We start from the raw sequence: 23,717 nt of genomic DNA, 5'->3' as shown, positions 1-23,717 counted from the left end.
AGCCGGTAGTACATAATGCTTGTGAATGTGAACGCTTTCACAAGCGTGCCCGGTTGATCCGGAGAGCAGTGGGATTAAAGGGGCAAATTGCCGCTGGACCACGGCGACTTAAGGAGATGACGCAGTGGACCCGACGTTGATGGCTCTGGCGCCGGAAACTCTGGCGCGATGGCAGTTCGGCATCACGACCGTCTATCACTTCCTTTTTGTCCCCCTGACCATCTCGCTCGCCGCGCTGACGGCGATCCTCGAGACGGCCTGGGTGCGGACGGGCAAGGAGCACTACCTCCGGGCGACCAAGTTCTGGGGAAAGCTCTTCCTGATCAACATCGCCATGGGTGTCGTGACCGGCATCGTGCAGGAGTTCCAGTTCGGTATGAACTGGTCGGACTACTCGCGCTTCGTCGGCGACATCTTCGGCGCTCCGCTCGCCTTCGAGGCGCTGATCGCCTTCTTCTTCGAGTCGACCTTCATCGGTCTGTGGATCTTCGGCTGGGACAAGCTCCCGAAGAAGCTGCACTGCGCCACGATCTGGCTGGTGTCCATCGGCACGATCCTGTCGGCGTACTTCATCATGGCCGCCAACTCGTTTATGCAGCATCCGGTCGGCTACCGGATCGTGGAGCGGGACGGCACCAAGCGCGCCGAGCTGACCGACTTCGCCGCCGTGCTCTTCCAGGAGACGGTGCTCGTCAACTTCTGGCATGTGATCAGCGCGTCCATCCTGGTCGGCGGCGCGTTCATGACGGGCATAGCGATCTTCCACCTGCGCAAGAAGCAGCACATCCGCACCATGCGCATGTCGCTGCGCCTCGGCCTGGTGACGGCCATGGCCGGCACGCTCCTCACCGTCGTCAGCGCCGACACGCTCGGCAAGGTGATGTACGAGCAGCAGCCGATGAAGATGTCGGCCGCGGAGGCACTGTGGGACACGGAGAAGCCGGCGCCGTTCTCGATCTTCGCGTACGGCGATGTCTCCAAGGGCCACAACACGGTCGCCGTCGAAGTCCCGGGCGTGCTGTCCTTCCTGGCCAAGAACGACTTCAACGCCGAGATCCCCGGGATCAACGACATCAACAAGGCGGAGCAGAAGAAGTTCGGGCCCGGTGACTACCGCCCCAACATCCCCACGGCCTACTGGTCGTACCGCTGGATGATCGGCTTCGGCGGGGTCTCGATGGCCCTGTGCACGGCGGGCCTGTGGCTCACCCGGCGCAGGTTCTGGCTGGCGCCCGAGCGCCGCACCGGCGAGGACGAAGTGCCCAAGCTGATGCTCACCAAGAACAAGGAACTGATGCCGAAGCTGGGCATCTGGTGGTGGCGTCTGTCCCAGTGGACGCTGATCTTCCCGATCATCGGCATCTCCTGGGGCTGGATCTTCACCGAGACCGGGCGTCAGCCGTGGGTGGTCTACGGCGTGCTCCGGACCAGGGACGCGGTCTCCCCCGGTGTCTCGCAGGGCGAGGTGCTCACTTCCCTGATCGTGTTCGCGCTGGTCTACGCCGCGCTCGCCGTCATCGAGGTGAAGCTGATGGTCAAGTACATCAAGCAGGGGCCGCCCGAGCTCACCGAGGCCGACCTCAACCCGCCCACCAAGATCGGCGGCCCCGGATCCGGAGCGGATTCCGGCGACGCTTCCGATGCCGACCGGCCCATGGCCTTCTCGTACTGAGACTGAGGAGCTGCTGAGGCATGGAACTTCACGACGTCTGGTTCGTACTCATAGCGGTCCTGTGGATCGGCTACTTCTTCCTGGAGGGATTCGACTTCGGGATCGGGGTCCTGACCAAGGTGCTCGCTCGCGGACGCACCGAGCGGCGCGTCCTGATCAACACCATCGGACCCGTCTGGGACGGTAACGAGGTGTGGCTTCTCACGGCCGGCGGTGCAACCTTCGCCGCCTTCCCGGACTGGTACGCGACGCTTTTCTCAGGCTTCTACCTGCCGCTGCTGATGATCCTGGTCTGCCTGATCGTGCGGGGCGTCGCCTTCGAGTACCGGGCGAAGCGGCCCGAGGAGAAGTGGCAGACCAACTGGGAGCACGCGATCTTCTGGACCTCGCTGATCCCGGCGGTGCTGTGGGGCGTGGCCTTCGGGAACATCGTGCGCGGCGTGAAGATCGACGCGCACAAGGAGTTCGTGGGCAGCTTCTGGGACCTGCTCAACCCGTACGCGATTCTCGGTGGTCTGGTGACGCTGACGCTGTTCACCTTCCACGGCGCGGTGTTCGCCTCGCTCAAGACGGTGGGCGACATTCGGGTGCGGGCGCGGAAGATGGCGCTGGGGCTCGGTCTGGTGGCTGCGGCCTTCGCGCTCGCCTTCCTGATCTGGACCCAGGCCGACAAGGGCGACGGCTCGTCGCTGATCGCGGTGATCATCACGATGCTCGCCCTCGTCGGGGCCATCATCGCGATCAAGGCGGGGCGTGAGGGCTGGTCGTTCGCGCTGTCCGGCATCACGATCGCGGCAGCCTTCGCGATGCTCTTCCTGACGCTGTTCCCGAACGTCATGCCGTCTTCACTCGACCCGGACTGGAGCCTCACGGTCACCAACGCCTCGTCGAGCCCCTACACCCTGAAGATCATGACCTGGTGCGCGGCGGTGGCGACGCCCATCGTGCTGCTCTACCAGTCGTGGACGTACTGGGTGTTCCGCAAGCGGATCGGCACCCAGCACATCGCCGACGCCGCACACTGAGCCCCTGATGACGAGGGTGTGTTTCACGTGAAACCGATCGACCAGCGGCTGCTCCGGTACGCCAGGGCCACTCGCCTCTTCCTGATCGCGGTGGTGGTCCTCGGCGTGGCCGGGGCGGGCCTGGTCATCGCTCAGGCGATGCTCATCGCCGAGGTGGTGGTGGGGGCTTTCGAGCACGGTCTTGATGTCTTCGCCCTGCGCACACCGCTCTTGCTGCTTGCGCTGGTGGCGGCCGGACGCGGTCTGGTCTCCTGGCTGACCGAACTGGCCGCTCACCGGGCCAGCGCGGCGGTCAAGTCGGAGCTGCGCGGACGGCTCCTGGAGCGCGCCTCCCAGCTGGGCCCGGGGTGGCTCAGTGGGCAGCGGACCGGATCCCTGGTGGCGCTCGCGACGCGGGGTGTGGACGCGCTCGACGACTACTTCTCGCGCTGTCTGCCGCAGTTGGGCCTCGCGGTGGTGGTGCCCGTGGCGGTGCTCGCGCGCATCGTCACCGAGGACTGGGTGTCCGCGGCGATCATCGTCTGCACACTGCCCCTGATCCCCGTCTTCATGATCCTCATCGGCTGGGCCACCCAGTCCCACATGGACCGTCAGTGGCGGCTCCTGTCCCGGCTTTCGGGGCACTTCCTGGACGTGGTGGCCGGCCTTCCGACGCTGAAGGTGTTCGGCCGGGCCAAGGCGCAGGCCGAGTCGGTCCGCCGGATCACCGGCGAGTACCGGCAGGCGACGATGCGGACCTTGCGCATCGCTTTCCTGTCGTCGTTCGCCCTCGAACTGCTCTCGACACTGTCGGTCGCCCTGGTGGCCGTGACCATCGGCATGCGGCTCGTGCACGGCGACATGGACCTCTACGTGGGACTGGTCATCCTCGTCCTCGCGCCCGAGGCCTATCTGCCACTGCGTCAGGTCGGCGCGCAGTACCACGCGGCGGCCGAGGGGCTCGCCGCCGCGGAGGAGATCTTCGCCGTTCTGGAGACCCCGGTGCCGCCGTCCGGCGCCGGAGCGGTGCCCGCGGCCACCGGTATCGCCTTCGACGGAGTGACCGTCCGCTATCCCGGCCGGTCCACGGACGCCGTCTCGGAGGCCGGCTTCGACGTCGCGCCCGGAGAGACGGTGGCACTCGTCGGCCCGAGCGGCGTGGGCAAGTCGACGCTGCTGAGCGCGGCGCTCGGATTCGTCCGTCCTGACGCGGGGCGGGTCCTCGTCGGGGGTGCCGATCTGGCCGGTCTCGACCGGGAGGCGTGGCACGCGCGCGTGGCCTGGGTGCCGCAGCGACCGCAGCTGTACGCCGGGTCGGTCGCGGACAACGTGAGGCTCGCGCGGCCCGACGCGTCGTCCGCGGAGGTCGAGGAGGCGCTGCGCGAGGCAGGGGCCCAGGACTTCGTCCGTGCGCTGCCCGACGGCGCGGACACCCTGCTCGGCGAGGACGGGGCCGGGCTCTCCGCCGGGCAGCGGCAACGCCTCGCCCTGGCACGGGCGTTCCTCGCCGACCGGCCCGTGGTGCTGCTGGACGAGCCGACGGCCGCGCTCGACGGCGAGACCGAGGCGGGGATCGTCGAGGCGGTCCGCAGGCTCGCCGCCGGCCGGACCGTCCTTCTGGTGGTGCACCGTCCCGCGCTGCTGGCCGTCGCCGACCGGGTGGTGCGTCTCGACGTACCGCGTTCCCCTGCGGTGGCGGGGGAGCCTGCGGTACGACCCGTGCCGTCGGCCGAGGCGGCCGACGTGCCCGGCTACGTAGAGGACCGTCACGTATCCGATCACTCCGGAGAGAGCCGGGGCAGTGTGCTCGCGCGTGTGCGAGGTGCCGCGCGGGCGCGGCGGGGGCGGCTTGCCCTCGCGCTGCTGCTCGGAGCGCTCGCCCTCGGCAGCGCCGTCGGGCTCATGGCGACCTCCGGGTGGCTCATCTCGCGGGCCTCGCAGCAGCCGCCCGTGATGTACCTGATGGTCGCTGTCACGGCGACCCGCGCCTTCGGGATCGGCCGGGCCTGCTTCCGGTACGCCGAGCGGGTCGTGTCGCACGACGCCGTGCTGCGGATGCTGGCCGACACCAGGGTCGCCGTCTACCGGCGCCTTGAGCGGCTCGCCCCCGCGGGCCTGCGCACGACGCGCCGCGGTGATCTGCTCTCCCGGCTCGTCGCCGATGTGGACGCCCTCCAGGACTACTGGCTGCGCTGGCTGCTGCCCGCGTCGGCCGCCGCGGTGGTCGGTGCCGCCTCCGTCGCGTTCACCGCCTGGATGCTGCCCTCCGCCGGTGCCGTGCTCGCCGCCGGCCTGCTGCTCGCGGGGGTCGGTGTGCCGCTGCTCTCCGGAGCCGTCGCCCGTCGCGCCGAGCGCCGGCTGGCCCCCGCGCGCGGGACGCTGGCCACCCGCGTGGCCGAACTCCTCACCGGCACCGCCGAACTGACCGTCTCCGGAGCGCTTTCCGCGCGCACCGCGCAGGCGAAGGCCGCCGACTCCGTGCTGACGCGGATCGCGTCCCGCGCCGCCACCGCCACTGCGCTGGGCGATGGACTGACCGCGCTGATCACCGGCCTCACTGTGGCCGGGGCGGCCCTCGCCGGGGTGCAGGGTGTGCGCGAGGGCCGCCTCGACGGGGTCCAGCTCGCGGTCGTCGTCCTGACGCCGCTGGCCGCGTTCGAGGCCGTCATGGGCCTGCCGCTCGCCGTGCAGTACCGCCAGCGCGTCAAGAAGAGCGCCGAACGCGTTCACGAGGTCCTGGACGCGACGGTCCCCGTACGCGAGCCGGAGGCGCCCGCGCAGGCACCGCAGGATCCCTTCCCTCTGGTCGTGCGCGGTCTCGCCGCGCGCCACGACGGGCAGGGCCGGGACGCGCTCCACGGGGTCGACCTCACGCTGGAGCGGGGCTACAGGGTCGCCGTCGTCGGCTCGTCCGGGTCCGGCAAGACGACGCTCGCGCAGGTCCTGCTGCGGTTCCTGGACGCGGCTGAGGGGTCGTACACCCTGGCCGGGCAGGACGCGTACGGGCTCGAAGGGGATGCGGTGCGGCGGCTCGTCGGGCTGTGCGCGCAGGACGCGCACCTCTTCGACAGCTCGGTGCGCGAGAACCTGCTCCTCGCGAAGAAGGACGCCACCGACGACGGACTGCGCGAAGTCCTGGCCGCCGCGCGCCTCCTGGAGTGGGCAGATTCGCTGCCTGACGGGCTCGGCACACTCGTCGGCGAACACGGCGCGCGCCTGTCCGGAGGCCAGCGGCAACGGCTCGCCCTGGCCCGCGCCCTCCTCGCCGACTTCCCCGTCCTCGTGCTCGACGAGCCCGCCGAGCACCTCGACCTGCCGACGGCGGACGCGCTGACGGCGGACCTCCTGTCCGCGACCGAGGGCCGGACAACGTTGCTGATCACGCACCGGATGGCCGGCCTCGACGCCGTGGACGAGGTCATCGTCCTCGACGCGGGAAGGGTCGTGCAGCGCGGCAGGTACGAGGATCTGGTCGCGGTCGAGGGGCCGTTGCGCGCGCTGTGGGAGCGCGAGCGGGAGGCGGAGCTCCTGGTGGGCGCGTAGCCGTGCGGACCGGGCAGCCGGGCAGGACTCGTCCCGACTTTCCTCTCCAAATGGGACTAACTAGTCTCAAGGCATGTCAGCTGCTCCGGTGCCCGGCGCCACCCCATCGTCCGACGACGAGCGGGACTCCTCCGACGCGCTGGAGGCGGCGACGCAGGCGACGCGCGGGCTCCAGGGACTGTCCGCCGAGCTGACCGCGCGGGTGCCGCAGCTGCTCGAAGCGATGCGGTCCGTAGGCACCGGTCCGGAGCTGCACTCCACCCTCGACCGCATCTGCGAGACGGCCGCCGAGCTCGCCGACGCCCGTTACGCGGCGATCGGCGTCGTCTCGGAGGACGGCGAGGCTCTCTCGGACTTCGTCTTCCACGGAGTCGACGGAGAGACGGCGGAGCTCATCGGACGGCTGCCCGACGGTCACCGCGGGCTCCTCGGTGCGCTCATCAACGACCCGGACCCGGTACGCCTCGCGAACCTCGCCGACGACCCCCGCTCCTGCGGCTTTCCGTCCCACCACCCGCCGATGCGGAGCTTTCTGGGCGTCCCCATCCGCGTACAGGGGGAGATCTTCGGCAACCTCTATCTGACGGAGAAGCAGGGCGGGATCGAGTTCAACGACTACGACCTGAACATGGTCCGCGTCCTCGCCACGGAGGCAGGCATCGCCATCGGCAACGCGCGCCTGTACGAGGCCGCCAGGCAGCGCGAGCGGTGGATCGACGGATCCGTGGCCGTCACGACCGCCCTGCTGTCGGGCAGCGACGCCGAGGATGCCCTCCAGGTCGTCGCCGAACAGGCCAGACACCTGTCGGGCTCGTCGGCAGGCATCGTCCTCCTGCCGGCCGAGGAGGGCGGCATGGAGATCGTCGCCGTCTCGTCGGACGAGCCGTCGCAGGCCCTCGGCGTGATCATCCCGGCCGAGAGCGAGATCGTCGCCGAACTCCTGGGCGGCGCGGCCGTGTTCATCGACGACGCGTCCACCGACCCGCGCATACTGACCGATCTCGCGCACGAATACGGACCGGCGATGATGCTGCCCCTTCAGAGCGACGGCCGCGTCCTCGGCACCCTCGTCACGCCACGCGCACGCGGCGCCCGGCCCTTCAGCGACGCGGAGCGCACCCTCGCCACCCAGTTCGCGTCGCAGGCCGCACTCGCGCTGATGATGGCGGAGGCGCAGCGCGACCGGGAGCGGCTAGCGGTGTACGAGGACCGCGACCGGATCGCCCGCGATCTCCACGACCTCGTCATCCAGCGCCTGTTCGCCACGGGGATGATGCTGGAGAGCGCTCAGCGCAGGTCCGTCGTGCCCGAGGTGCAGGTCGGTGTCGGCAGGGCCGTCGACGAGCTGGACGTCACCATCCAGGAGATCCGCACGGCGATCTTCGCGCTCCAGCAGGGGCCCGCCGAGGCGCCGTCGGGCCTGCGCACACGGGTCCTGCGCGAGATCAACATGGCGGCCGTGCCGCTCGGCTTCAAGCCCACGCACCACTTCGCCGGTGCCGTCGACACCGTGGTCGGCGAACTCACCGGCAAGAACCTCATCGCCGCCCTGCGAGAGGCGCTGTCCAACGCGTTCCGGCACGCGGAGGCCGCCCGTATCGACGTGGTCGTCGACGCGAACGTCACGCTCCCCGACGGGCAGCCCGGCGTCCGGCTGACGGTCGCCGACGACGGCGTCGGCATCCCGGAGGGCGGCCGGCGCAGTGGCCTCAAGAACCTCAAGCGGCGGGCCGATTCCCTGGGTGGCGACAGCTGGTACGGGCCGGGCATCGGCGAGGACGGGGGCGGCACGACGGTGATCTGGCAGGCGCCTCACTGAAGGCACGACGAAGCGCTGAGCCGGGCCTTGTCCGGGATCGCCCCGTGCCATGGCTTGGGCAGCACGGGGTGCCGCTCCAGGGGGCACGGGGGCTGTGCGCGGGGAGGGTCCACGTGCGGCGGATCGTTTCTTCCCGTGCTTCTAGGAGTCGCCCGATGCGCCGTCCCCACAGGGCCGACGCGCCGCCAGGATCTGCTCGATGACCGCGGCCACTCCGTCCTCGTTGTTGGGCACCGTGTGGCCCGACGCGGCGGCGAGCACCTCCGGGTGCGCGTTGCCCATCGCGAACGAGGCGCCCGCCCACGTGAGCATCTCCACGTCGTTGGGCATGTCCCCGAAGGCGACGACCTCGGCCGCTGTGATGCCGCGCTCGGCGCAGCACAGCGCGAGGGTGCTGGCCTTGGAGACGCCGGGGCCGCTGATCTCCAGGAGCGCGCTGGGGCTGGAGCGGGTGATCGCCGCGCGGTCGCCGACGGCCTCGCGGGCCAGGGCGAGGAACTCGTCGGGGGCGAGGTCCGCGTGGTACGCGAGCAGCTTGAGGACGGGCTGGTCGGCGCAGGGCGAGCCGTCGGCGAGGAGCTTCTCGGCGGCCGCGACGCTCTCCCCCGCCTCCAGGTGCAGCGGCGGGTACGTCGGCTCGTGGTGGAGGCCGCCGGTCCGCTCGACCGCGAAGGCCGTACCGGGCGCGGCGGCGCGCAGGATGTGTACGACGTCGAGGGCGGTCTCGGGCGCGAGGTCCCTGATCTTCACGAACCGGTGGCGGCCGGGGCCGCCGTGCAGGTCCACCACGGCCGCGCCGTTCCCGCAGATCGCCAGGCCGTGGCCGTGCACGTGGTCGCTGACGACGTCCATCCAGCGGGCCGGCCTGCCGGTCACGAAGAAGACCTCGATGCCCGCCTGCTCGGCGGCGGCGAGTGCGGCGACCGTCCGCGGCGAGACGGACTTGTCGTCGCGCAACAGCGTGCCGTCCAGGTCCGTGGCGACGAGCCGGGGCGCGGGGGCGTTGGCGGCCGGGGTCCAGGGCCGAGGAGTCGGTGAGGTCACCGCACCAGTGTCCCGCATATGCGCGCACGGGCGTGCGGTGGGGCGCGCAGATGAGTACGTTCCTCGCGCAGGCGCCCCACCGGTTCCGCCGGGTTGCTGCGGGGCTTCAGCCGAGCTGGGCCAGGGCCTCCGTGGCGATGCTTTCGAAGACCTTCTGGTCGGCGGCGAACGCCGAGTCGGGGATGGGCCAGTGGATCACGATCTCGGTGATGCCCAGGGCGGCGTGCTTGCCGGCGAAGTCGACGAAGGCGTCCACGGATTCCAGCGGACGGCCGCGGTCCGGGGTGAACCCGGTGAGGAGGACCTTGTCGAGTTCGGCGGCGTCCCGGCCGATCTCGGCGCAGGCACCGGCGAGCTTGGCCGCCTGTCCGCGAATGGCTTGAATCGACTCCTCGGGGGTGCCCGTCTCGAACAGCTTCGGGTCGCCCGTCGTCACCCACGCCTGCCCGTGCCGGGCGGCCAGCTTCAGCCCGCGCGGTCCCGTCGCGGCCACCGCGAAGGGCAGCCGGGGCCGCTGCACGCAACCCGGGATGTTCCGCGCCTCCTGGGCCGAGTAGAACTCACCGTCGTACGTCACCGAGTCCTTGCTCAGCAGCCGGTCGAGCAGCGGCACGAACTCGGCGAAGTGGTCGGCCCGTTCGCGCGGGGACCATGGCTCCTCGCCGGCCTTCAGGAGCGTCGTCGCGTCGAAGCCGTTGCCGCCCGCGCCGATGCCGAGGGTGATCCGGCCACCGGAGATGTCGTCGAGGGAGATCAGTTCCTTGGCCAGCGTGACCGGGTGCCGGAAGTTCGGCGAGGTGACGAGCGTGCCGAGGCGCATCCGCTCCGTGACGGACGCGGCGGCGGTCAGGGTCGGCACGGCGCCGAACCACGGCCCGTCGCGGAAGGTCCGCCAGGCCAGGTGGTCGTAGGTGTACGCGGTGTGGAAGCCCAGCTCCTCGGCGCGCTGCCACGCGGCTCGGCTGCCCTCGTGCCAGCGGCGGTAGGGCAGGATCACGGTGCTCAGGCGCAGGGCGGGCGTGGGCTGACGGGGCTGATCGCTCATGCCCCAGAGCCTAAGCGGCGCGCGCCGGGCGTGGGCCGGGGGTGATGGCGGCGCGGGGGACCGCGTCTCGCGGGTCCGGTCGGTCTCAGCCGCGAAACCGCAGGTAGCGGGGTGGAACGGCCTCCGTGAGCCAGACGCCGTTGGCGCTGACGCGGAACGTGTGGCCGTCCCGGTGCATCGCTCCCGCGTCGACGGACAGCACGACGGGGCGGCCGCGGCGGGCGCCGACGCGGGTGGCGGTCTCTCGGTCGGGCGAGAGGTGGACGTCGTGCCGGCTCATGGGCCGCAGCCCCTCGGCGCGGATGGCGTCCAGGGCCGAGGCGACAGTGCCGTGGTAGAGGTACGCGGGCGGGGTCGCCGGGAGCAGTCCGAGGTCGACGTCCACGGTGTGGCCCTGGCTGGCGCGGATCCGGGAGCCCTCGATCGCGAAGCGCCGCTTGTCGTTGGCGGCGACGACGTGGTCGAGCTCGTCCCGCGTGATGCGGAAGCCGTGGGCGGCGGCCGCGGCGAGCAGCGTGCCGATCTCGACCCAGCCGCCCTCGTCGAGGGTCAGTCCGATCCGCTCCGGCTGATGCCGCAGATGCTTCGAGAGGTACTTCGACACCTTGACGGTGCGTCTTTCATCCATCCCGTCAGAGTGGCGGGCGTCTCACTCCTCGCGCATGTGATTTTTCTGTTCGCAGGTTTGATCCACAGCCAAGTCCGGTTATCCACAGGGGATTTGACGATTCTGTGGACAACCGTCAGGTGATTGGCGGCATTTGGTCAACCTCGCGTGAATCGCGGTGGTTTGAGGTGAGAGTGTCCAATGTTCTTGCTTGCACTTCCCGTTCGGTCGCAGCGGCGATGAACTCGGGGACGCGCTCAACACCAACGAGGCTCTGTACAGCGCGGATCGTGTCACCGGGAAGAGCCACTGAATGGGCCTCCTCCACAGGCGAGGTGACCGGGCCCTCCGACAGGTGCCGGTGGAGGTGTCGAGTGGCGAACAGCTTCATCGCACGCGCCAGTTCGGCGTCGACCGACTGCTGCGCGAGCGGCCGGAGTCTGCGAACGAGCGAGGCCGCCTCGGCCGCCTCGGCGTCCGTCGGGGGCAACGGGCCGAGATAGCGCGCGAAGACATGCTCGGTCGTGAACTCCAGGAAACGCGTGGCGATGTGCTCGATCTGACCCCTCAACTCCCTCAGATGGCCGGAGATCGCGGGCAATGGGACGCCGGCCGCATGCAACTCGGCGGCCACGGCCAGCTCTTGAGGACTCGGGACCAGAAACTCGTCGTCGTGTCCGGGGATCTGTTCCAGGATCCCGAGCGCCACCGCGTCGGCGATGGCCGCCTCGTCCTCGCTGCCCCCGAACCGTGCCGCGAGATCGGCGCGCGAGATCCGGTCGGCCTTCTCGTCGGTCCACGGCCCGTCGACCTCCGCGACCAGGCCGAGCACACCCCCGAGCCCGCGCCCCGCGTCCCACGCCTCGAGCAGCTCCTTGATCGAGGCCAGGGTGTACCCGCGGTCGAGGAGGTCGGCGATCTGCCGCAGCCGGGCCAGATGCGTGTCCCCGTACACATTGGCCCGGCCGCGCCGCTCGGGGCGGGGGAGCAGCCCGCGGTCCTGGTAGGCGCGGATGGTGCGGACCGTGGCGCCGCTGCGGTGCGCCAGGTCCTCGATCCGGTACTCGGCCACAGCCTGCTCCGTCACGCTTCACATCCCTCTGCCGTGCTGTGTGGGAAGGCGGCGCCGTCCCGTGTCCCGGACGTCGACCGCGTGCGGCCGGACCGAACGGAGGACCCTAGGACAGAGCGGTCCGGCCGATCGCGCCCGCCGCCGTCCTGGCCGCGGGCGACTGCGCCAGATACTCGACGGCCTTGCGCAGCGACCCCTCCTGCGAGGGATGGTACGACCGCCGCAGATAGCGGGGTATCGCCGCACCCAGCTCCCGCCAGCTGGGCAGCAGCCCCTTGCGCACCGCCCTGTTGTGTTCCGCCAGCGAGTAGCGCATCCGTCCGGCGAGCTGCGGGTCGTGACGTATGAGATATGCCGCGCCCCAGGCCCACAGGTACAGCATCACGGGAGCGGTGACGGCCATGCCCGCGAGCCGGCGGGCGTAGCGGGGCAGGCCCGCGCCGCCGCAGTGCTGGTACATGTCGAAGGCGACCGCGCGGTGCTCGACCTCCTCCGCGCCGTGCCAGCGCAGCAGGTCGAGCATGACCTCGTCCGAGTCCGCCGCGTCGAGCCCTTCGGCATGCAGCACCCAGTTCCCCAGGACCGCGGTGAACTGCTCGATCGCAGCGACGACGGAGAGCCGGAAGCGCAGCCACTCCTGGGTGGAGACCGGGGCACCCAGCGGCGGCCGCTCGCCGAGAAGCTTCTCGAAGAGGAAATCGACGTACTTCGTGAAGTCCGCGGTGTCGAGCCGCTGCGCTGCCAGATGGTCGAGGACGTACGCGTGCTGCACGCTGTGCGTGGCTTCCTGACCCATGAACCCCTTGACGTCCCCGAGCAGTTCGGGATCGTCGACGAGCGGCAGGCCCTCCTTGAACACCTTCACGAACCACCGCTCCCCCGCCGGGAGCAGCAGGTGCAGCACATTGATGACGTGCGTCGCCGTGGGCTCGCCCGGTATCCAGTGCAGCGGCGTCGTCTCCCAGTCGAAGGACACCCGGCGCGGGGTGATCGCGTAGTGCCCGGTGTGCCCGGTGTGCCCGGTGGGCTCGCTGTGTCCGGTGGGCCCGGCGCTCTCCTCGGTGCTCACAACGGCGGCTCCAATCGTGCGACGGCGCGCAGGGCCTTGGGTGTGAAGCGGGACATGAGGTGGGCGCCGCGGGCTTCCGGCGTGACGGGGACGACGGCCTGATTGCGTACGACGGCGGACAGGATTGCGTCGGCGACCTTCTCCGGCGGATAGTTCCGCAGGCCGTACAGGCGCGAGGACTTCTTCTGGCGGCGCTTCTCCTCTTCGGCGTCGACCCCGGCGAACCGGGCCGTCGCCGTGATGTTCGTGTTCACCAGGCCGGGGCAGATCGCGGAGACGCCGATTCCCTGGCCCGCCAGCTCGGCGCGCAGGCACTCGCTGAGCATGAGGACGGCGGCCTTGGACGTGCTGTAGGCGGGCAGAGCTTTGGAGGGCTGGAACGCGGCGGCGGACGCCGTGTTCACGATGTGGCCGCCCTGTCCTCGCTCGGCCATCTGCTTGCCGAAGAGGCGGCAGCCGTGGATGACGCCCCACAGATTGACGTCGAGGACCTTCTTCCAGTCCTCCGGCGTGGTGTCGAAGAAGGACCCGGACAGGCCTATGCCCGCGTTGTTCACCAGCACGTCGACGATGCCGTACTCGGCGGCGACCTTCTCGGCGAGTTTCTCCATGGCCTGCTCGTCGGCGACGTCGACGGTCTCGGCCCACGCCTGGGGGGCGCCTATGAGCTGGGCCATCTCGGCGGTGCGGGCCGCGCTCTCCGTGTCCCGGTCGACGGCCACCACGCGCGCGCCGGCCTCGGCGAACGCGAAGGCCGTGGCCCGCCCGATCCCGCTGCCCGCGCCCGTGACCAGCACCAGCTGGCCGCCGAAGCGCTCGGCGTGCTTGCCCGTCGCCTTCGTGCGCCGTGCGGGCAGACCCGCCTCCCGCTCCTCGTTCGCCAGGACGAACTCGCTGATCCACGCGGACAGTTGATCCGGCCGGGTGCGCGGCACCCAGTGCTTGGCCGGCAGGGTGCGGCGGACCAACCCCGGTGCCCACATTTCCAGTCCGTCATAGAGCCGCTCGGACAGGAAGATGTCGCCCAGGGGCAGGACGAGCTGCACCGGCACGTGCGCGTACGCGTCAGCGCGTGGCCTGCTCAGCCGCGCCCGTACGTTGTCCCGGTAGAGCCAGGCGCCGTGGGCCGCGTCCGACGGCAGGGACGGCGTCGGGTAGTCGCCCGCCGGCACCTTCTCCATGCGTTCGAGGATCTTCGGCCAGCGCTTGCCGAGCGGCCCGCGCCAGGCGAGTTCGGGCAGCACGGGTGTGTGCAGCATGTAGACGTACCAGGACTTGGCGCCCTGGCCGAGCAGCTGGCCCACCCTGCGGGGCGTCGGCCGCGCCATGCGCTTCTTGATCCAGTGCCCGAAGTGGTCGAGCGACGGGCCCGACATCGAGGTGAAGGACGCGATCCTGCCCTCGGTGCGCTTGACCGTCGCGAACTCCCAGGACTGCACCGAACCCCAGTCGTGGCCGACCAGATGGACCGGCTTGTCCGGGCTGACCGCGTCGGCGACCGCGAGGAAGTCGTCCGTCAGCTTCTCCAGCGTGAACCCGCCGCGCAGCGGCGTCGGCGCCGTCGACCTGCCGTGGCCCCGCACGTCGTACAGGACCACATGGAAGCGGTCCGCGAGCCGCTCGGCGACCTCCGACCACACCTCCTTGGAATCCGGGTACCCGTGCACGAGCAGCACCGTGGGCCGGTCCGGGTCGCCCAGCTCGGCCACGCACAGCTCGATACCGCCCGTGCTGACCCAGCGCTCCCGCGCTCCGGCCAGCCCCTTGATTCCCGTCATCAGATGCCCTCCGCCCAGCGCCGCACGTGCGGCAGATCGTCGTCCAGCCAGAACGCGCTCTGTTCGGGGTCCTTGGAGTCGGTGACGACCAGGATCTCCTCGAACTTCGCGCCCGTACCCCGGAAGCCGAGGTGCGGCTCCACCGCCCACAGACCCGGCTGCGGCGGATGGTCGGAGAACTTGTACGGCGACCACAGCGGGGACCAGCCGTCCCGGTGCCCATGGATCGCGTCGCTCGCGAGCCCCTTCAGGGACTGCGTGCCGAAGCCGAACAGCGTCGGGGACATCCGGCGCTCCTTGACCCGGTCCACCTTGTGCGCGATCACGCCGAACGGGTACGCGCGATGCCGGTTCGCGTAGCCCTGGCGGACCATGAGCCGGTCCACGTCCTCGTAGATCTCCCGCAGGGAACGGCGCTCGCGGACCTCGCGGACGATCAGCTCGCGGTGTGGCTCGAGGTCGGCGAGCAGCTTGTCCTGCACGGGATTGAGGCCGAGCGAGCCCGAGTAGCCGATGTCCGCCGTATAGCCCTTGTAGACCGGGGCCATGTCGAGGATGAACGGCATCCCCGCCTCCAGCTCCCGGTTCGTCGGGAAGAACTGGAGCGGGATCCGGAAGCCGGCGAACGCCGTGCGGTCGCCGAACCAGGCGAACGGCAGATGGAACCAGTCGCGCACCCCGCGCTCCCGCAGCCACTCCCGCTGCATCCGGGCGGCCTCGCGCTCCGTCACGCCCGGCTTGAGCTGCACCGCGACGGCCTCCGCGCACTCGTACGCGAGGGACTGGACTTCTCTGAACCCCCGCAGCTCCGCGGAGAGTTCACGTACCACTGCTGGGGTCATGCCACCGTCCGTCCGTGTCCGGTCCGTTGCCGTACGCGCTCGTAACTTGACACTGATGAATGTGACAATGGTTGGCGGCTGCGTCAAGGGGTGTGCACGGCAGCCTGTGGAAAACTCCCGGAGCTCACGGAGGGCGACTCAGGGAGGAACCCCTAGGGACCCGTAGTACTCGAGTCTGAGACAGGGACAACCCCCTGGTCTGACGACCCGTGTGGTCTGCGCCACTACCTTCGAGGTGTGACTGTGATCGCGACCGAAAGCCTGAGCAAGCGGTTCCCCCGGGTGACCGCGCTTGACCGGCTCTCCATGGACATCGGGCCCGGTGTGACGGGACTCGTCGGAGCCAATGGAGCCGGCAAGTCCACTCTGATCAAGATCCTTCTGGGTCTGTCCCCCGCCACGGAGGGCCGCGCCGCCGTGCTCGGCCTCGACGTGGCCACCGAAGGCGCCGCCATCCGCGAACGCGTCGGCTACATGCCGGAACACGACTGCCTGCCGCCCGACGTCTCGGCCACCGAGTTCGTCGTCCACATGGCGCGCATGTCGGGCCTGCCGCCCACCGCGGCCCGCGAGCGCACCGCCGACACCCTCCGCCACGTCGGCCTCTACGAAGAGCGCTACCGCCCCATCGGCGGCTACTCCACGGGCATGAAGCAGCGTGTGAAGCTCGCGCAGGCTCTTGTCCATGACCCGCAGCTCGTCTTCCTCGACGAACCGACGAACGGCCTCGACCCGGTCGGCCGTGACGACATGCTCGACCTGATCCGTCGCGTCCACACCGACTTCGGCATCTCGGTCCTCGTCACCTCGCACCTCCTGGGCGAGCTCGAGCGCACCTGCGACCACGTCGTCGTGGTCGACGGCGGAAAGCTCCTGCGGTCCAGTTCCACCACGGACTTCACCCAGACCACGACGACTCTGGCGATCGAGGTCACCGACTCCGACGAACACCCGGACGGCACGCGTGCGTTGCGTGAGGCCTTCGCCCTGCGCGGCATCGAGACCGCGACCGGAGGAGAGCTGCCCGGCGCCGGACACACGGTGCTGATCACCACCCAGAGCGACGACACCTACGACCTCGTGCGCGACATCGTCGCCGAGCTCGGCCTCGGGCTGATCCGGATGGAGCAGCGCAGGCACCACATCGCGGAAGTCTTCCGCTCAGAGACGGACAACGAGCGGAAGGAGGCGGTCACCCATGGCGGTTGAGCAGTCCCTCACCCCCGCCGGTGAGCAGACCCGCATCCACAACATCGGCTACCGCCACTACGACGGCCCGCGCCTCGGCCGCGCCTACGCCCGCCGCTCGCTCTTCTCCCAGAGCCTGCGCGGCGCCTACGGCCTCGGCCGCTCGGCCAAGTCCAAAGTGCTGCCGATGCTGCTCTTCGTCGTGATGTGCGTCCCCGCGCTGATCATGGTCGCGGTGGCCGTCACCACCAAGATGAAGGACCTGCCGGTCGACTACACGCGCTACGCGATCCTCCTGCAGGCCGTCATCGGGCTCTATCTCGCCTCCCAGGCACCCCAGTCCGTCTCGCGCGACCTGCGCTTCAAGACGGTCCCCCTGTACTTCTCCCGCCCCATCGAGCGCGGTGACTACGTCCTGGCGAAGTTCGCGGCCATGACCTCCGCCCTCTTCGCCCTTACGGCGGCCCCGCTGATCGTGCTCTACGTAGGCGCGCTGCTCGCCAAGCTCGACTTCGCCGAACAGACCAAGGGATTCGCCCAGGGACTGGTCTCCGTGGCTCTGCTCTCGCTGCTCTTCGCCGGCATCGGCCTCGTCGTCTCGGCGGTCACCCCCCGCCGAGGCTTCGGCATCGCCGCCGTCATCGCCGTCATGACCATCTCCTACGGAGCGGTCTCCACCGTCCAGGCCATCGCCGACTCGCAGGACAACGGTGGCGCGATCACGTGGCTCGGTCTCTTCTCGCCGGTCACCCTCATCGACGGCGTGCAGACCGCCTTCCTCGGCGCCACCTCCGCCTTCCCCGGCGGACACGGCCCCTCGACCGGCCAGGGCGTCGTCTATCTGCTCGTCGTGCTCGGACTCATCGCGGGCTGCTACGGCCTCCTGATGCGTCGCTACCGGAAGGTCGGACTGTGACCACGATCAACATCGACCACGTATCGCGCTGGTTCGGCAACGTGGTGGCGGTCAACGACATCACGATGACGATCTCCCCCGGCGTCACCGGCCTCCTCGGCCCGAACGGCGCGGGAAAGTCCACCCTCATCAACATGATGGGCGGCTTCCTCGCCCCGTCGAACGGAACGGTCACCCTCGACGGAGAGCCGATCTGGCGCAACGAACAGGTCTACCGCCACATCGGCATCGTCCCCGAGCGCGAGGCGATGTACGACTTCCTCACCGGCCGCGAATTCGTCGTCGCCAACGCCGAGTTGCAGGGCCTCGGCACGCACGAGGCGCAGAAGGCGCTCGCCACGGTCGAGATGGAGTACGCGCAGGACCGCAAGATCTCGACGTACTCCAAGGGCATGCGCCAGCGCGTGAAGATGGCGTCCGCCCTCGTCCACGAGCCGTCCGTGCTGCTGCTCGACGAGCCGTTCAACGGCATGGACCCGCGCCAGCGCATGCAGCTCATGGACCTCCTGCGGCGCATGGGCGCCGAGGGTCGCACGGTCCTCTTCTCGTCGCACATCCTCGAAGAGGTCGAGCAGCTCGCTTCCCACATCGAGGTGATCGTCGCCGGGCGCCACGCGGCCGGCGGTGACTTCCGCAAGATCCGCCGCCTGATGACCGACCGTCCGCACCGCTACCTCATCCGCTCCAGCGATGACCGCGCCCTCGCGGCAGCGCTGATCGCGGATCCGTCCACCGCGGGCATCGAAGTCGACCTCAAGGAGGGCGCGTTGCGCGTCCAGGCCGTCGACTTCGGCCGGTTCACCACCCTGCTGCCCCAGGTCGCCAAGGCCCACGGCATCAGACTGCTCACGGTCTCGCCGTCCGACGAGTCCCTCGAGTCCGTGTTCTCGTATCTGGTCGCGGCGTAGGAGGCCCTGATGTACGACCCCACTGTCGCCCGGCTCACCTACCGAGCCCTGCTCGGCCGTCGCCGGGCCCTCATCCTGTGTGCCCTGCCCGTCCTGCTCATCGCCATCTCCGCGCTCGTGCGCGGCCTCACCGGGGCGGACGACCAGATCGCCGCCGACGTGCTCGGCGGATTCGCGCTCGCCACGATGGTGCCGATCATCGGCGTCATCGCGGGCACGGGCGCGATCGGCCCCGAGATCGACGACGGCTCCGTCGTCTACCTCCTGGCGAAGCCGATCAAGCGCCCGACGATCATCTTCACCAAGCTGATCGTCGCCATCGCCGTGACCATGGTGTTCTCCGCGGTCCCCACCCTCATCGCGGGCCTGATCCTGAACGGGAACGGGCAGCAGATCGCCGTCGCCTACACGATCGCGGCCCTCGTCGCCTCCATCGCGTACGCCGCGCTCTTCCTGCTCCTCGGCACGATCACACGCCACGCGGTGGTCTTCGGCCTCGTCTACGCCCTGGTCTGGGAAGCGCTCTTCGGGTCCCTCGTGGCCGGTGCGCGCACCCTCAGCGTGCAGCAGTGGTCCCTCGCCGTGGCCCACAAGGTGGCGGGCGGCGACCTCATCACCTCGGACGTCGGCCTCCCTCTCGCCACCGTCCTGCTCGCCGGGGTCACCGTGCTCGCCACCTGGTACGCGGGCCAGAAGCTGCGCACGCTGAAGCTCGCCGGCGAGGAGTGACAGCTCTTGACAGCGGCTTCACCCTCCCATCAGGACACTGGTCGGGAGGGTGACCTGTTTTCCGGGAGAGCGCCCCGTTTTCCAGAAAGCTGATCTGTCCCAGCAAGGTGACCCGTTCCAGGAGGAGTGGAGATGACGGCGGAGCCGGAGCGTGAGCGGGACGAGACATGGGAGGGCGTGGCCCTCGACGAGGACTTCATACGGTCCGCCGAGACCACGGAGCCGTCCGCGCGGGCCCGCATGCTCGCCGCACGCTGGCGGAACGAGTCCCCGGAGCCCCAGCCGTGGCGCTCCGACGAGCCACCCGCGGGCTGGTTCTTCAGCCGCGCCCGCCGCCGCAAGTGGCGTAAGCGCTAGGGCCTCTCGTCTGGCCCGGACAGGCCCAGGCGCGCGCCTGGCCACGTTTTATTCGGTGGCGCCCAACTCCTGGTAGAGGCACAGTAGTTCTGTAACCGCGCCGCGCACGGCGCCCGCCTACTGGGAGAGGAGCGAGACGATGTCGGTCAAGATTCCGTCGAGCTCCCAGCAGGGCAGCCCACGGCAGGCTCCGGAGTAGTTACTCACTCCGTATGAGCCGGCTCACGGGGAGGCTGCCCGGGGCGGCCGCTTCGAGCGCGCACCTTCCCGGTGCGCGGGCCGCCCACCCAGACTTTTCAGTGCCGCCCCCAAGGGAACGGCACCCGCGGACGGCCGCGGCGACGGCAGGCCGTCAGCCCAGCAGGCGTTCCAGGACCACCGCGATGCCGTCGTCCGCGTTCGACGTCGTGACCTCGTCCGCGACGGCCTTGAGCTCCGCGTGGGCATTGGCCATCGCCACGCCGTGCGCCGCCCAGCCGAACATCGGGATGTCGTTGGGCATGTCGCCGAAAGCGATCGTGTCGGCCGCCTTCGCGCCCAGCCGGCGCGCGGCCAGCGAGAGACCGGTCGCCTTCGAAAGACCGAGCGGCAGCAGTTCGACGATGCCCTCGCCCGCCATCGTGACGCCCACCAGATCACCGGCCACGGCCAGCGCCACGGCGGCCAGCTCGTCGTCGGTCATGCCCGGGTGCTGCACGTACACCTTGTTCAGCGGCGCCGCCCACAGCTCGGTGACATCCGTGAACGGGATGACCGGCAGGGGGCCCTCCTGCACCTGATAGCCGGGCCCCACGACGACCTCGCCATCGAGGCCGTCACGGCTCGCGGCCAGAGCCAGCGGCCCGGCCTCCGCCTCGATCTTGGAGAGCGCGAGACCGGCCAGCTGCCGGTCGAGAGTCACCGATGTCAGTAGCCGGTGCTCGCCGGCGTGATAGACCTGCGCGCCCTGCCCGCACACCGCGAGGCCCTCGTAGCCGAGGTCGTCGAGGATGTGCCGGGTCCAGGGCACGGCCCGCCCGGTCACGATGATGTGGGCGGCGCCCGCCGCGGTGACCGCGGTGAGCGCCTCACGCGTCCGCTCGGAGACCGTGTCGTCGGGCCGCAGAAGCGTCCCGTCGAGATCGGTCGCGACGAGTTTGTACGGGAACGGGTGATCCAGCGGAGCAGGGTGGCTCACTTGTTGATCGGCTCCAGGATCTTTCGGCCCCCCAAGTACGGACGCAGCACCTCGGGCACCCTCACGGAGCCGTCGGCCTGCTGGTGATTCTCCAGGATGGCCACGATGGTGCGCGGCACCGCGCACAGCGTGCCGTTCAGCGTCGCCAGCGGCTGGACCTTCTTGCCGTCGCGCATCCGGATGGACAGGCGGCGGGCCTGGAAGCCGTCACAGTTCGACGCCGAGGTCAGCTCGCGGTACTTGCCCTGCGTCGGGATCCACGCCTCGCAGTCGAACTTGCGCGAGGCCGAGGACCCGAGGTCGCCCGTCGCCACGTCGATGACCTGGAAGGGCAGTTCGAGGCCGGTCAGCCACTGCTTCTCCCACTCCAGAAGCCGCTTGTGCTCGGCCTCGGCGTCCTCGGGAGCGACGTACGAGAACATCTCGACCTTGTCGAACTGGTGCACGCGGAAGATGCCCCGGGTGTCCTTGCCGTACGTACCGGCCTCGCGGCGGAAGCAGGGCGAGAAGCCGGCGTAGCGCAGCGGCAGCTTGTCCGCGTCGAGGATCTCGTCCATGTGGTACCCGGCGAGCGCGACCTCGGAGGTGCCGACCAGGTAGTAGTCGTCCTTCTCCAGGTGGTACACGTTCTCCGCGGCCTGGCCGAGGAAGCCGGTGCCCTCCATGGCGCGCGGGCGCACCAGCGCCGGCGTCAGCATCGGGATGAAGCCGGCCTCGGTGGCCTGCGCGATCGCCGCGTTCACCAGGGCGAGTTCGAGGAGCGCGCCGACGCCTGTCAGGTAGTAGAAGCGCGAGCCCGACACCTTGGCGCCGCGCTCGACGTCGATGGCGCCGAGCGCCTCGCCGAGCTCCAGATGGTCCTTGGGCTCGAAGCCCTCGGCGCCGAAGTCGCGGATCGTGCCGTGCGTCTCGAGGACGACGAAGTCCTCCTCGCCGCCGACCGGGACGTCCGTGTGCACGATGTTGCCCAGCAGGAGGGCGAGGCGCTGGGTCTCCTCGTCGGCCTCGCGCTGCTCGGCCTCGGCGCTCTTGACGGCGGCGGAGAGCTCGCCGGTCTTCTTCAGGAGCTCCTGCTTCTCGTCGGCGGAGGCTTTGGGGATCAGCTTGCCGAGCGACTTCTGCTCGGAACGGAGCTCGTCGAAGCGGAGCCCGGACGACCTGCGCCGCTCGTCGGCGGAGAGCAGGGCGTCGACGAGTGCGACGTCCTCTCCACGGGCGCGCTGGGAGGCGCGAACACGGTCGGGGTCCTCACGAAGCAGGCGAAGGTCAATCACCCCTCAAGGCTACCGGTGCGCGGTTCCACCGCACGAACCGATATCCCGTGCGTTACCTTTTGCCCGATTTGCCGGATATGAATTCGGCAATGGGCGGTCGACGCGCGGCGAAGCTCGTGGCCGAAATGGATCTTCTCGGGGCTGGTCGGACGCTGTGGGCTCCGGTCAATAAAAAGGGCTCCATTCCCCGAAATGGGGCAGATGCGGCACGGCCGCTTGACCAAATCCCCTTGCGTGGGGCGGGACTTGGCGGCGGGGTTGTCCACAGGAATGCGGCTCCCCGAAAAGTTATCCACAGGCTGTGCGAAAGATCTGTGGATGCCGGAAGAGATCGTTCCGAAAGCCGCATGAGCGGCGAAGGATTCCCGATCCAAACCCATCTCACACGCACTTTCGAGTGGAAATGGTTCGCTCTATAGAGTTGATCAAAGGAAAAGAGTGGACGAGGGGTGACGTGCGCGCCTGTGGACGGAGTTGTGGGCTGTAGGGCGATTTGTCGACCATGTAGCGAGATGGTGTCGACTTGTCCCCAGGTCGAGAAGCATGCCTGTGGATAACTTCTGTGGATGGCGAAAATCTGCAGGTAGGACTGGTTCTGAGGACGTCGAAATCCGGCGCCCGAAGACGCCGGAATCCCGTCAGAACCCGTATGCCCCAAGGCGCCGGAACCCGTATGCCCGAATGCGCCGGAGCCCGTATGTCCGAAGGCGCCGCCAGCTGGAACGCAAAGGCGTCAGAAACGGCCGTCCTGGCAGCGCGCGAGCCAGTCGGACGCCGCCATGAAGTCGCTGTCGGACGTTCCCGTCCGCGGAGTCCGGACGTCCGCCACGGTGACCCCGGCCCTCGGATACGAGCCCAGGAAGCGCACCTGCGGGCAGACCCGCTTGAGCCCCATCAGCGCCTCGCCCACGCGGCGGTCCGAGATATGGCCCTCCGCGTCGATGGCGAAGCAGTAGTTCCCGATGCCCTCACCGGTCGGCCGGGACTGCAGCAGCATCAGGTTGACCCCGCGCACCGCGAACTCCTGGAGCAGTTCGAGCAGCGCGCCCGGGTGGTCGTCGCGCTGCCAGATGACCACGGAGGTCTTGTCCGCGCCGGTGGGCGCGGCGGGGCGGGCCGGCTTGCCGACGAGGACGAAGCGCGTCTGCGCGTTCTCCGCGTCATGGATCTCGGTGACCAGTGGCACCAGGCCGTAGCGCTCCGCGGCGAACGCGCCCGCGAACGCCGCGTCGTAGCGACCCTCCTGGACCAGGCGCGCACCGTCCGCGTTCGACGCCGCGGACTCCCACGTCACGTCCTCGGCGAGATTCGCCTTCATCCAGTTGCGGACCTGCGGCTGAGCCGCGGGGTGGGCCGTCACCGTCTTGATGTCCGACACCTGCGTACCGGGCCTGACCAGCAGCGCGAAGGTGATGGAGAGCAGCACCTCGCGGTAGATCATCAGCGGCTCGCCGGCCACCAGCTCGTCGAGCGTGGTCGTGATGCCGCCCTCGACGGAGTTCTCGATCGGCACGAACGCGGCCTCGGCCTCGCCGTTGCGTACGGCGTCGAGTGCGGCGGGCACGGACACCATCGGAACGAGTTCCCGGGTGGCGGTCTCCGGGAGCGTGCGCAGAGCAACCTCGGTGAAGGTGCCCTGAGGGCCGAGATACGCGTAGCTGGCTGACATATTG

19 protein-coding genes are annotated in these 23,717 nt (G+C 69.8%); 9 read left to right on the top strand and 10 right to left on the bottom strand.

Translation table 11 applies throughout. The features are described 5' to 3' along the window. Positions 1-139 precede the first annotated feature (139 nt). The 4 genes from CG723_RS33055 to CG723_RS33040 all read left to right on the top strand — a co-directional run bounded on the left by CG723_RS33055 (position 140) and on the right by CG723_RS33040 (position 8,038). Positions 140-1,672, top strand: coding sequence for a cytochrome ubiquinol oxidase subunit I (locus tag CG723_RS33055; protein ID WP_100597270.1), 1,533 nt, complete (start codon positions 140-142; stop codon positions 1,670-1,672). A gap of 20 nt (positions 1,673-1,692) precedes the next feature. Next, entirely contained in the window at positions 1,693-2,697 is a 1,005-nt protein-coding gene (cydB, locus tag CG723_RS33050) for a cytochrome d ubiquinol oxidase subunit II (RefSeq protein ID WP_100597178.1), read from the top strand. A gap of 27 nt (positions 2,698-2,724) precedes the next feature. Beyond that, positions 2,725-6,219 carry a thiol reductant ABC exporter subunit CydD gene (gene cydD, locus CG723_RS33045; RefSeq protein WP_100597177.1) on the top strand — a complete coding sequence of 1,165 codons (3,495 nt, stop codon included), beginning with the start codon at positions 2,725-2,727 and terminating at the stop codon, positions 6,217-6,219. A gap of 73 nt (positions 6,220-6,292) precedes the next feature. Beyond that, positions 6,293-8,038 carry a GAF domain-containing sensor histidine kinase gene (locus tag CG723_RS33040; protein WP_100597176.1) on the top strand — a complete coding sequence of 582 codons (1,746 nt, stop codon included), beginning with the start codon at positions 6,293-6,295 and terminating at the stop codon, positions 8,036-8,038. A gap of 141 nt (positions 8,039-8,179) precedes the next feature. On the opposite strand, the gene CG723_RS33035 is transcribed toward CG723_RS33040, so the two are convergent. The 7 genes from CG723_RS33035 to CG723_RS33005 form a co-directional block, all read right to left on the bottom strand. Further along, positions 8,180-9,100, bottom strand: coding sequence for a Cof-type HAD-IIB family hydrolase (locus CG723_RS33035; RefSeq protein ID WP_100597175.1), 921 nt, complete (start codon positions 9,098-9,100; stop codon positions 8,180-8,182). 88 nt (positions 9,101-9,188) lie between these two features. After that, positions 9,189-10,127 (bottom strand): LLM class flavin-dependent oxidoreductase, encoded by a 939-nt coding sequence (locus CG723_RS33030; protein WP_100597174.1) that lies wholly within the window; start codon positions 10,125-10,127, stop codon positions 9,189-9,191. 85 nt (positions 10,128-10,212) lie between these two features. Next, complete coding sequence (locus tag CG723_RS33025) at positions 10,213-10,755, bottom strand: RNA 2'-phosphotransferase (protein WP_100597173.1); 543 nt, start codon at positions 10,753-10,755, stop codon at positions 10,213-10,215. A 115-nt stretch (positions 10,756-10,870) separates the two neighbouring features. Continuing rightward, a complete protein-coding gene (locus tag CG723_RS33020) occupies positions 10,871-11,821 on the bottom strand; it encodes a MerR family transcriptional regulator (protein WP_100597172.1) in 951 nt (316 codons plus the stop codon). A gap of 91 nt (positions 11,822-11,912) precedes the next feature. Further along, entirely contained in the window at positions 11,913-12,797 is an 885-nt protein-coding gene (locus tag CG723_RS33015) for a metal-dependent hydrolase (RefSeq protein WP_100597269.1), read from the bottom strand. Between the two features lie 74 nt (positions 12,798-12,871). After that, positions 12,872-14,653 (bottom strand): SDR family oxidoreductase, encoded by a 1,782-nt coding sequence (locus CG723_RS33010; RefSeq protein WP_199841992.1) that lies wholly within the window; start codon positions 14,651-14,653, stop codon positions 12,872-12,874. Next, positions 14,653-15,495 (bottom strand): M24 family metallopeptidase, encoded by an 843-nt coding sequence (locus tag CG723_RS33005; protein WP_100597171.1) that lies wholly within the window; start codon positions 15,493-15,495, stop codon positions 14,653-14,655. The genes CG723_RS33010 and CG723_RS33005 overlap by 1 nt, the downstream gene beginning before the upstream one ends. Positions 15,496-15,738: 243 nt before the next feature. Here CG723_RS33005 and CG723_RS33000 point away from each other — a divergent pair, with 243 nt between their 5' ends. The 5 genes from CG723_RS33000 to CG723_RS32980 all read left to right on the top strand — a co-directional run bounded on the left by CG723_RS33000 (position 15,739) and on the right by CG723_RS32980 (position 19,593). Beyond that, complete coding sequence (locus CG723_RS33000) at positions 15,739-16,704, top strand: ABC transporter ATP-binding protein (RefSeq protein ID WP_100597170.1); 966 nt, start codon at positions 15,739-15,741, stop codon at positions 16,702-16,704. Continuing rightward, positions 16,694-17,599 carry an ABC transporter permease gene (locus CG723_RS32995; protein ID WP_100597169.1) on the top strand — a complete coding sequence of 302 codons (906 nt, stop codon included), beginning with the start codon at positions 16,694-16,696 and terminating at the stop codon, positions 17,597-17,599. The genes CG723_RS33000 and CG723_RS32995 overlap by 11 nt, the downstream gene beginning before the upstream one ends. Continuing rightward, a complete protein-coding gene (locus CG723_RS32990) occupies positions 17,596-18,507 on the top strand; it encodes an ABC transporter ATP-binding protein (protein WP_100597168.1) in 912 nt (303 codons plus the stop codon). Before CG723_RS32995 ends, CG723_RS32990 begins: the two co-directional genes overlap by 4 nt. A 9-nt stretch (positions 18,508-18,516) precedes the next feature. Beyond that, positions 18,517-19,236, top strand: coding sequence for an ABC transporter permease (locus tag CG723_RS32985; RefSeq protein ID WP_100597167.1), 720 nt, complete (start codon positions 18,517-18,519; stop codon positions 19,234-19,236). Positions 19,237-19,368: 132 nt separating this feature from the next. Further along, positions 19,369-19,593 (top strand): SGM_3592 family protein, encoded by a 225-nt coding sequence (locus CG723_RS32980; RefSeq protein ID WP_100597166.1) that lies wholly within the window; start codon positions 19,369-19,371, stop codon positions 19,591-19,593. Positions 19,594-19,945: 352 nt separating this feature from the next. Here CG723_RS32980 and CG723_RS32975 read toward each other — a convergent pair whose 3' ends face one another. The 3 genes from CG723_RS32975 to pheA form a co-directional block, all read right to left on the bottom strand. Continuing rightward, positions 19,946-20,770 (bottom strand): HAD family hydrolase, encoded by an 825-nt coding sequence (locus CG723_RS32975; protein WP_100597165.1) that lies wholly within the window; start codon positions 20,768-20,770, stop codon positions 19,946-19,948. Then, the gene (gene serS / locus CG723_RS32970) at positions 20,767-22,044 is read right to left on the bottom strand and encodes a serine--tRNA ligase (protein WP_100597164.1); all 1,278 of its coding nucleotides are present in this window, start codon (positions 22,042-22,044) and stop codon (positions 20,767-20,769) included. Before serS ends, CG723_RS32975 begins: the two co-directional genes overlap by 4 nt. Before the next feature lie 733 nt (positions 22,045-22,777). Beyond that, a complete protein-coding gene (gene pheA, locus CG723_RS32965) occupies positions 22,778-23,713 on the bottom strand; it encodes a prephenate dehydratase (protein ID WP_100597163.1) in 936 nt (311 codons plus the stop codon). Positions 23,714-23,717: the final 4 nt, after the last annotated feature.

It is taken from the genome of Streptomyces sp. CB01635 (genome assembly GCF_002803065.1).
In the GTDB taxonomy this organism is placed as follows: Bacteria; Actinomycetota; Actinomycetes; order Streptomycetales; family Streptomycetaceae; genus Streptomyces.
The sequence above is the reverse complement of the archived record's forward strand: the minus strand, read 5'-3'. Positions and strand labels throughout refer to the sequence as shown.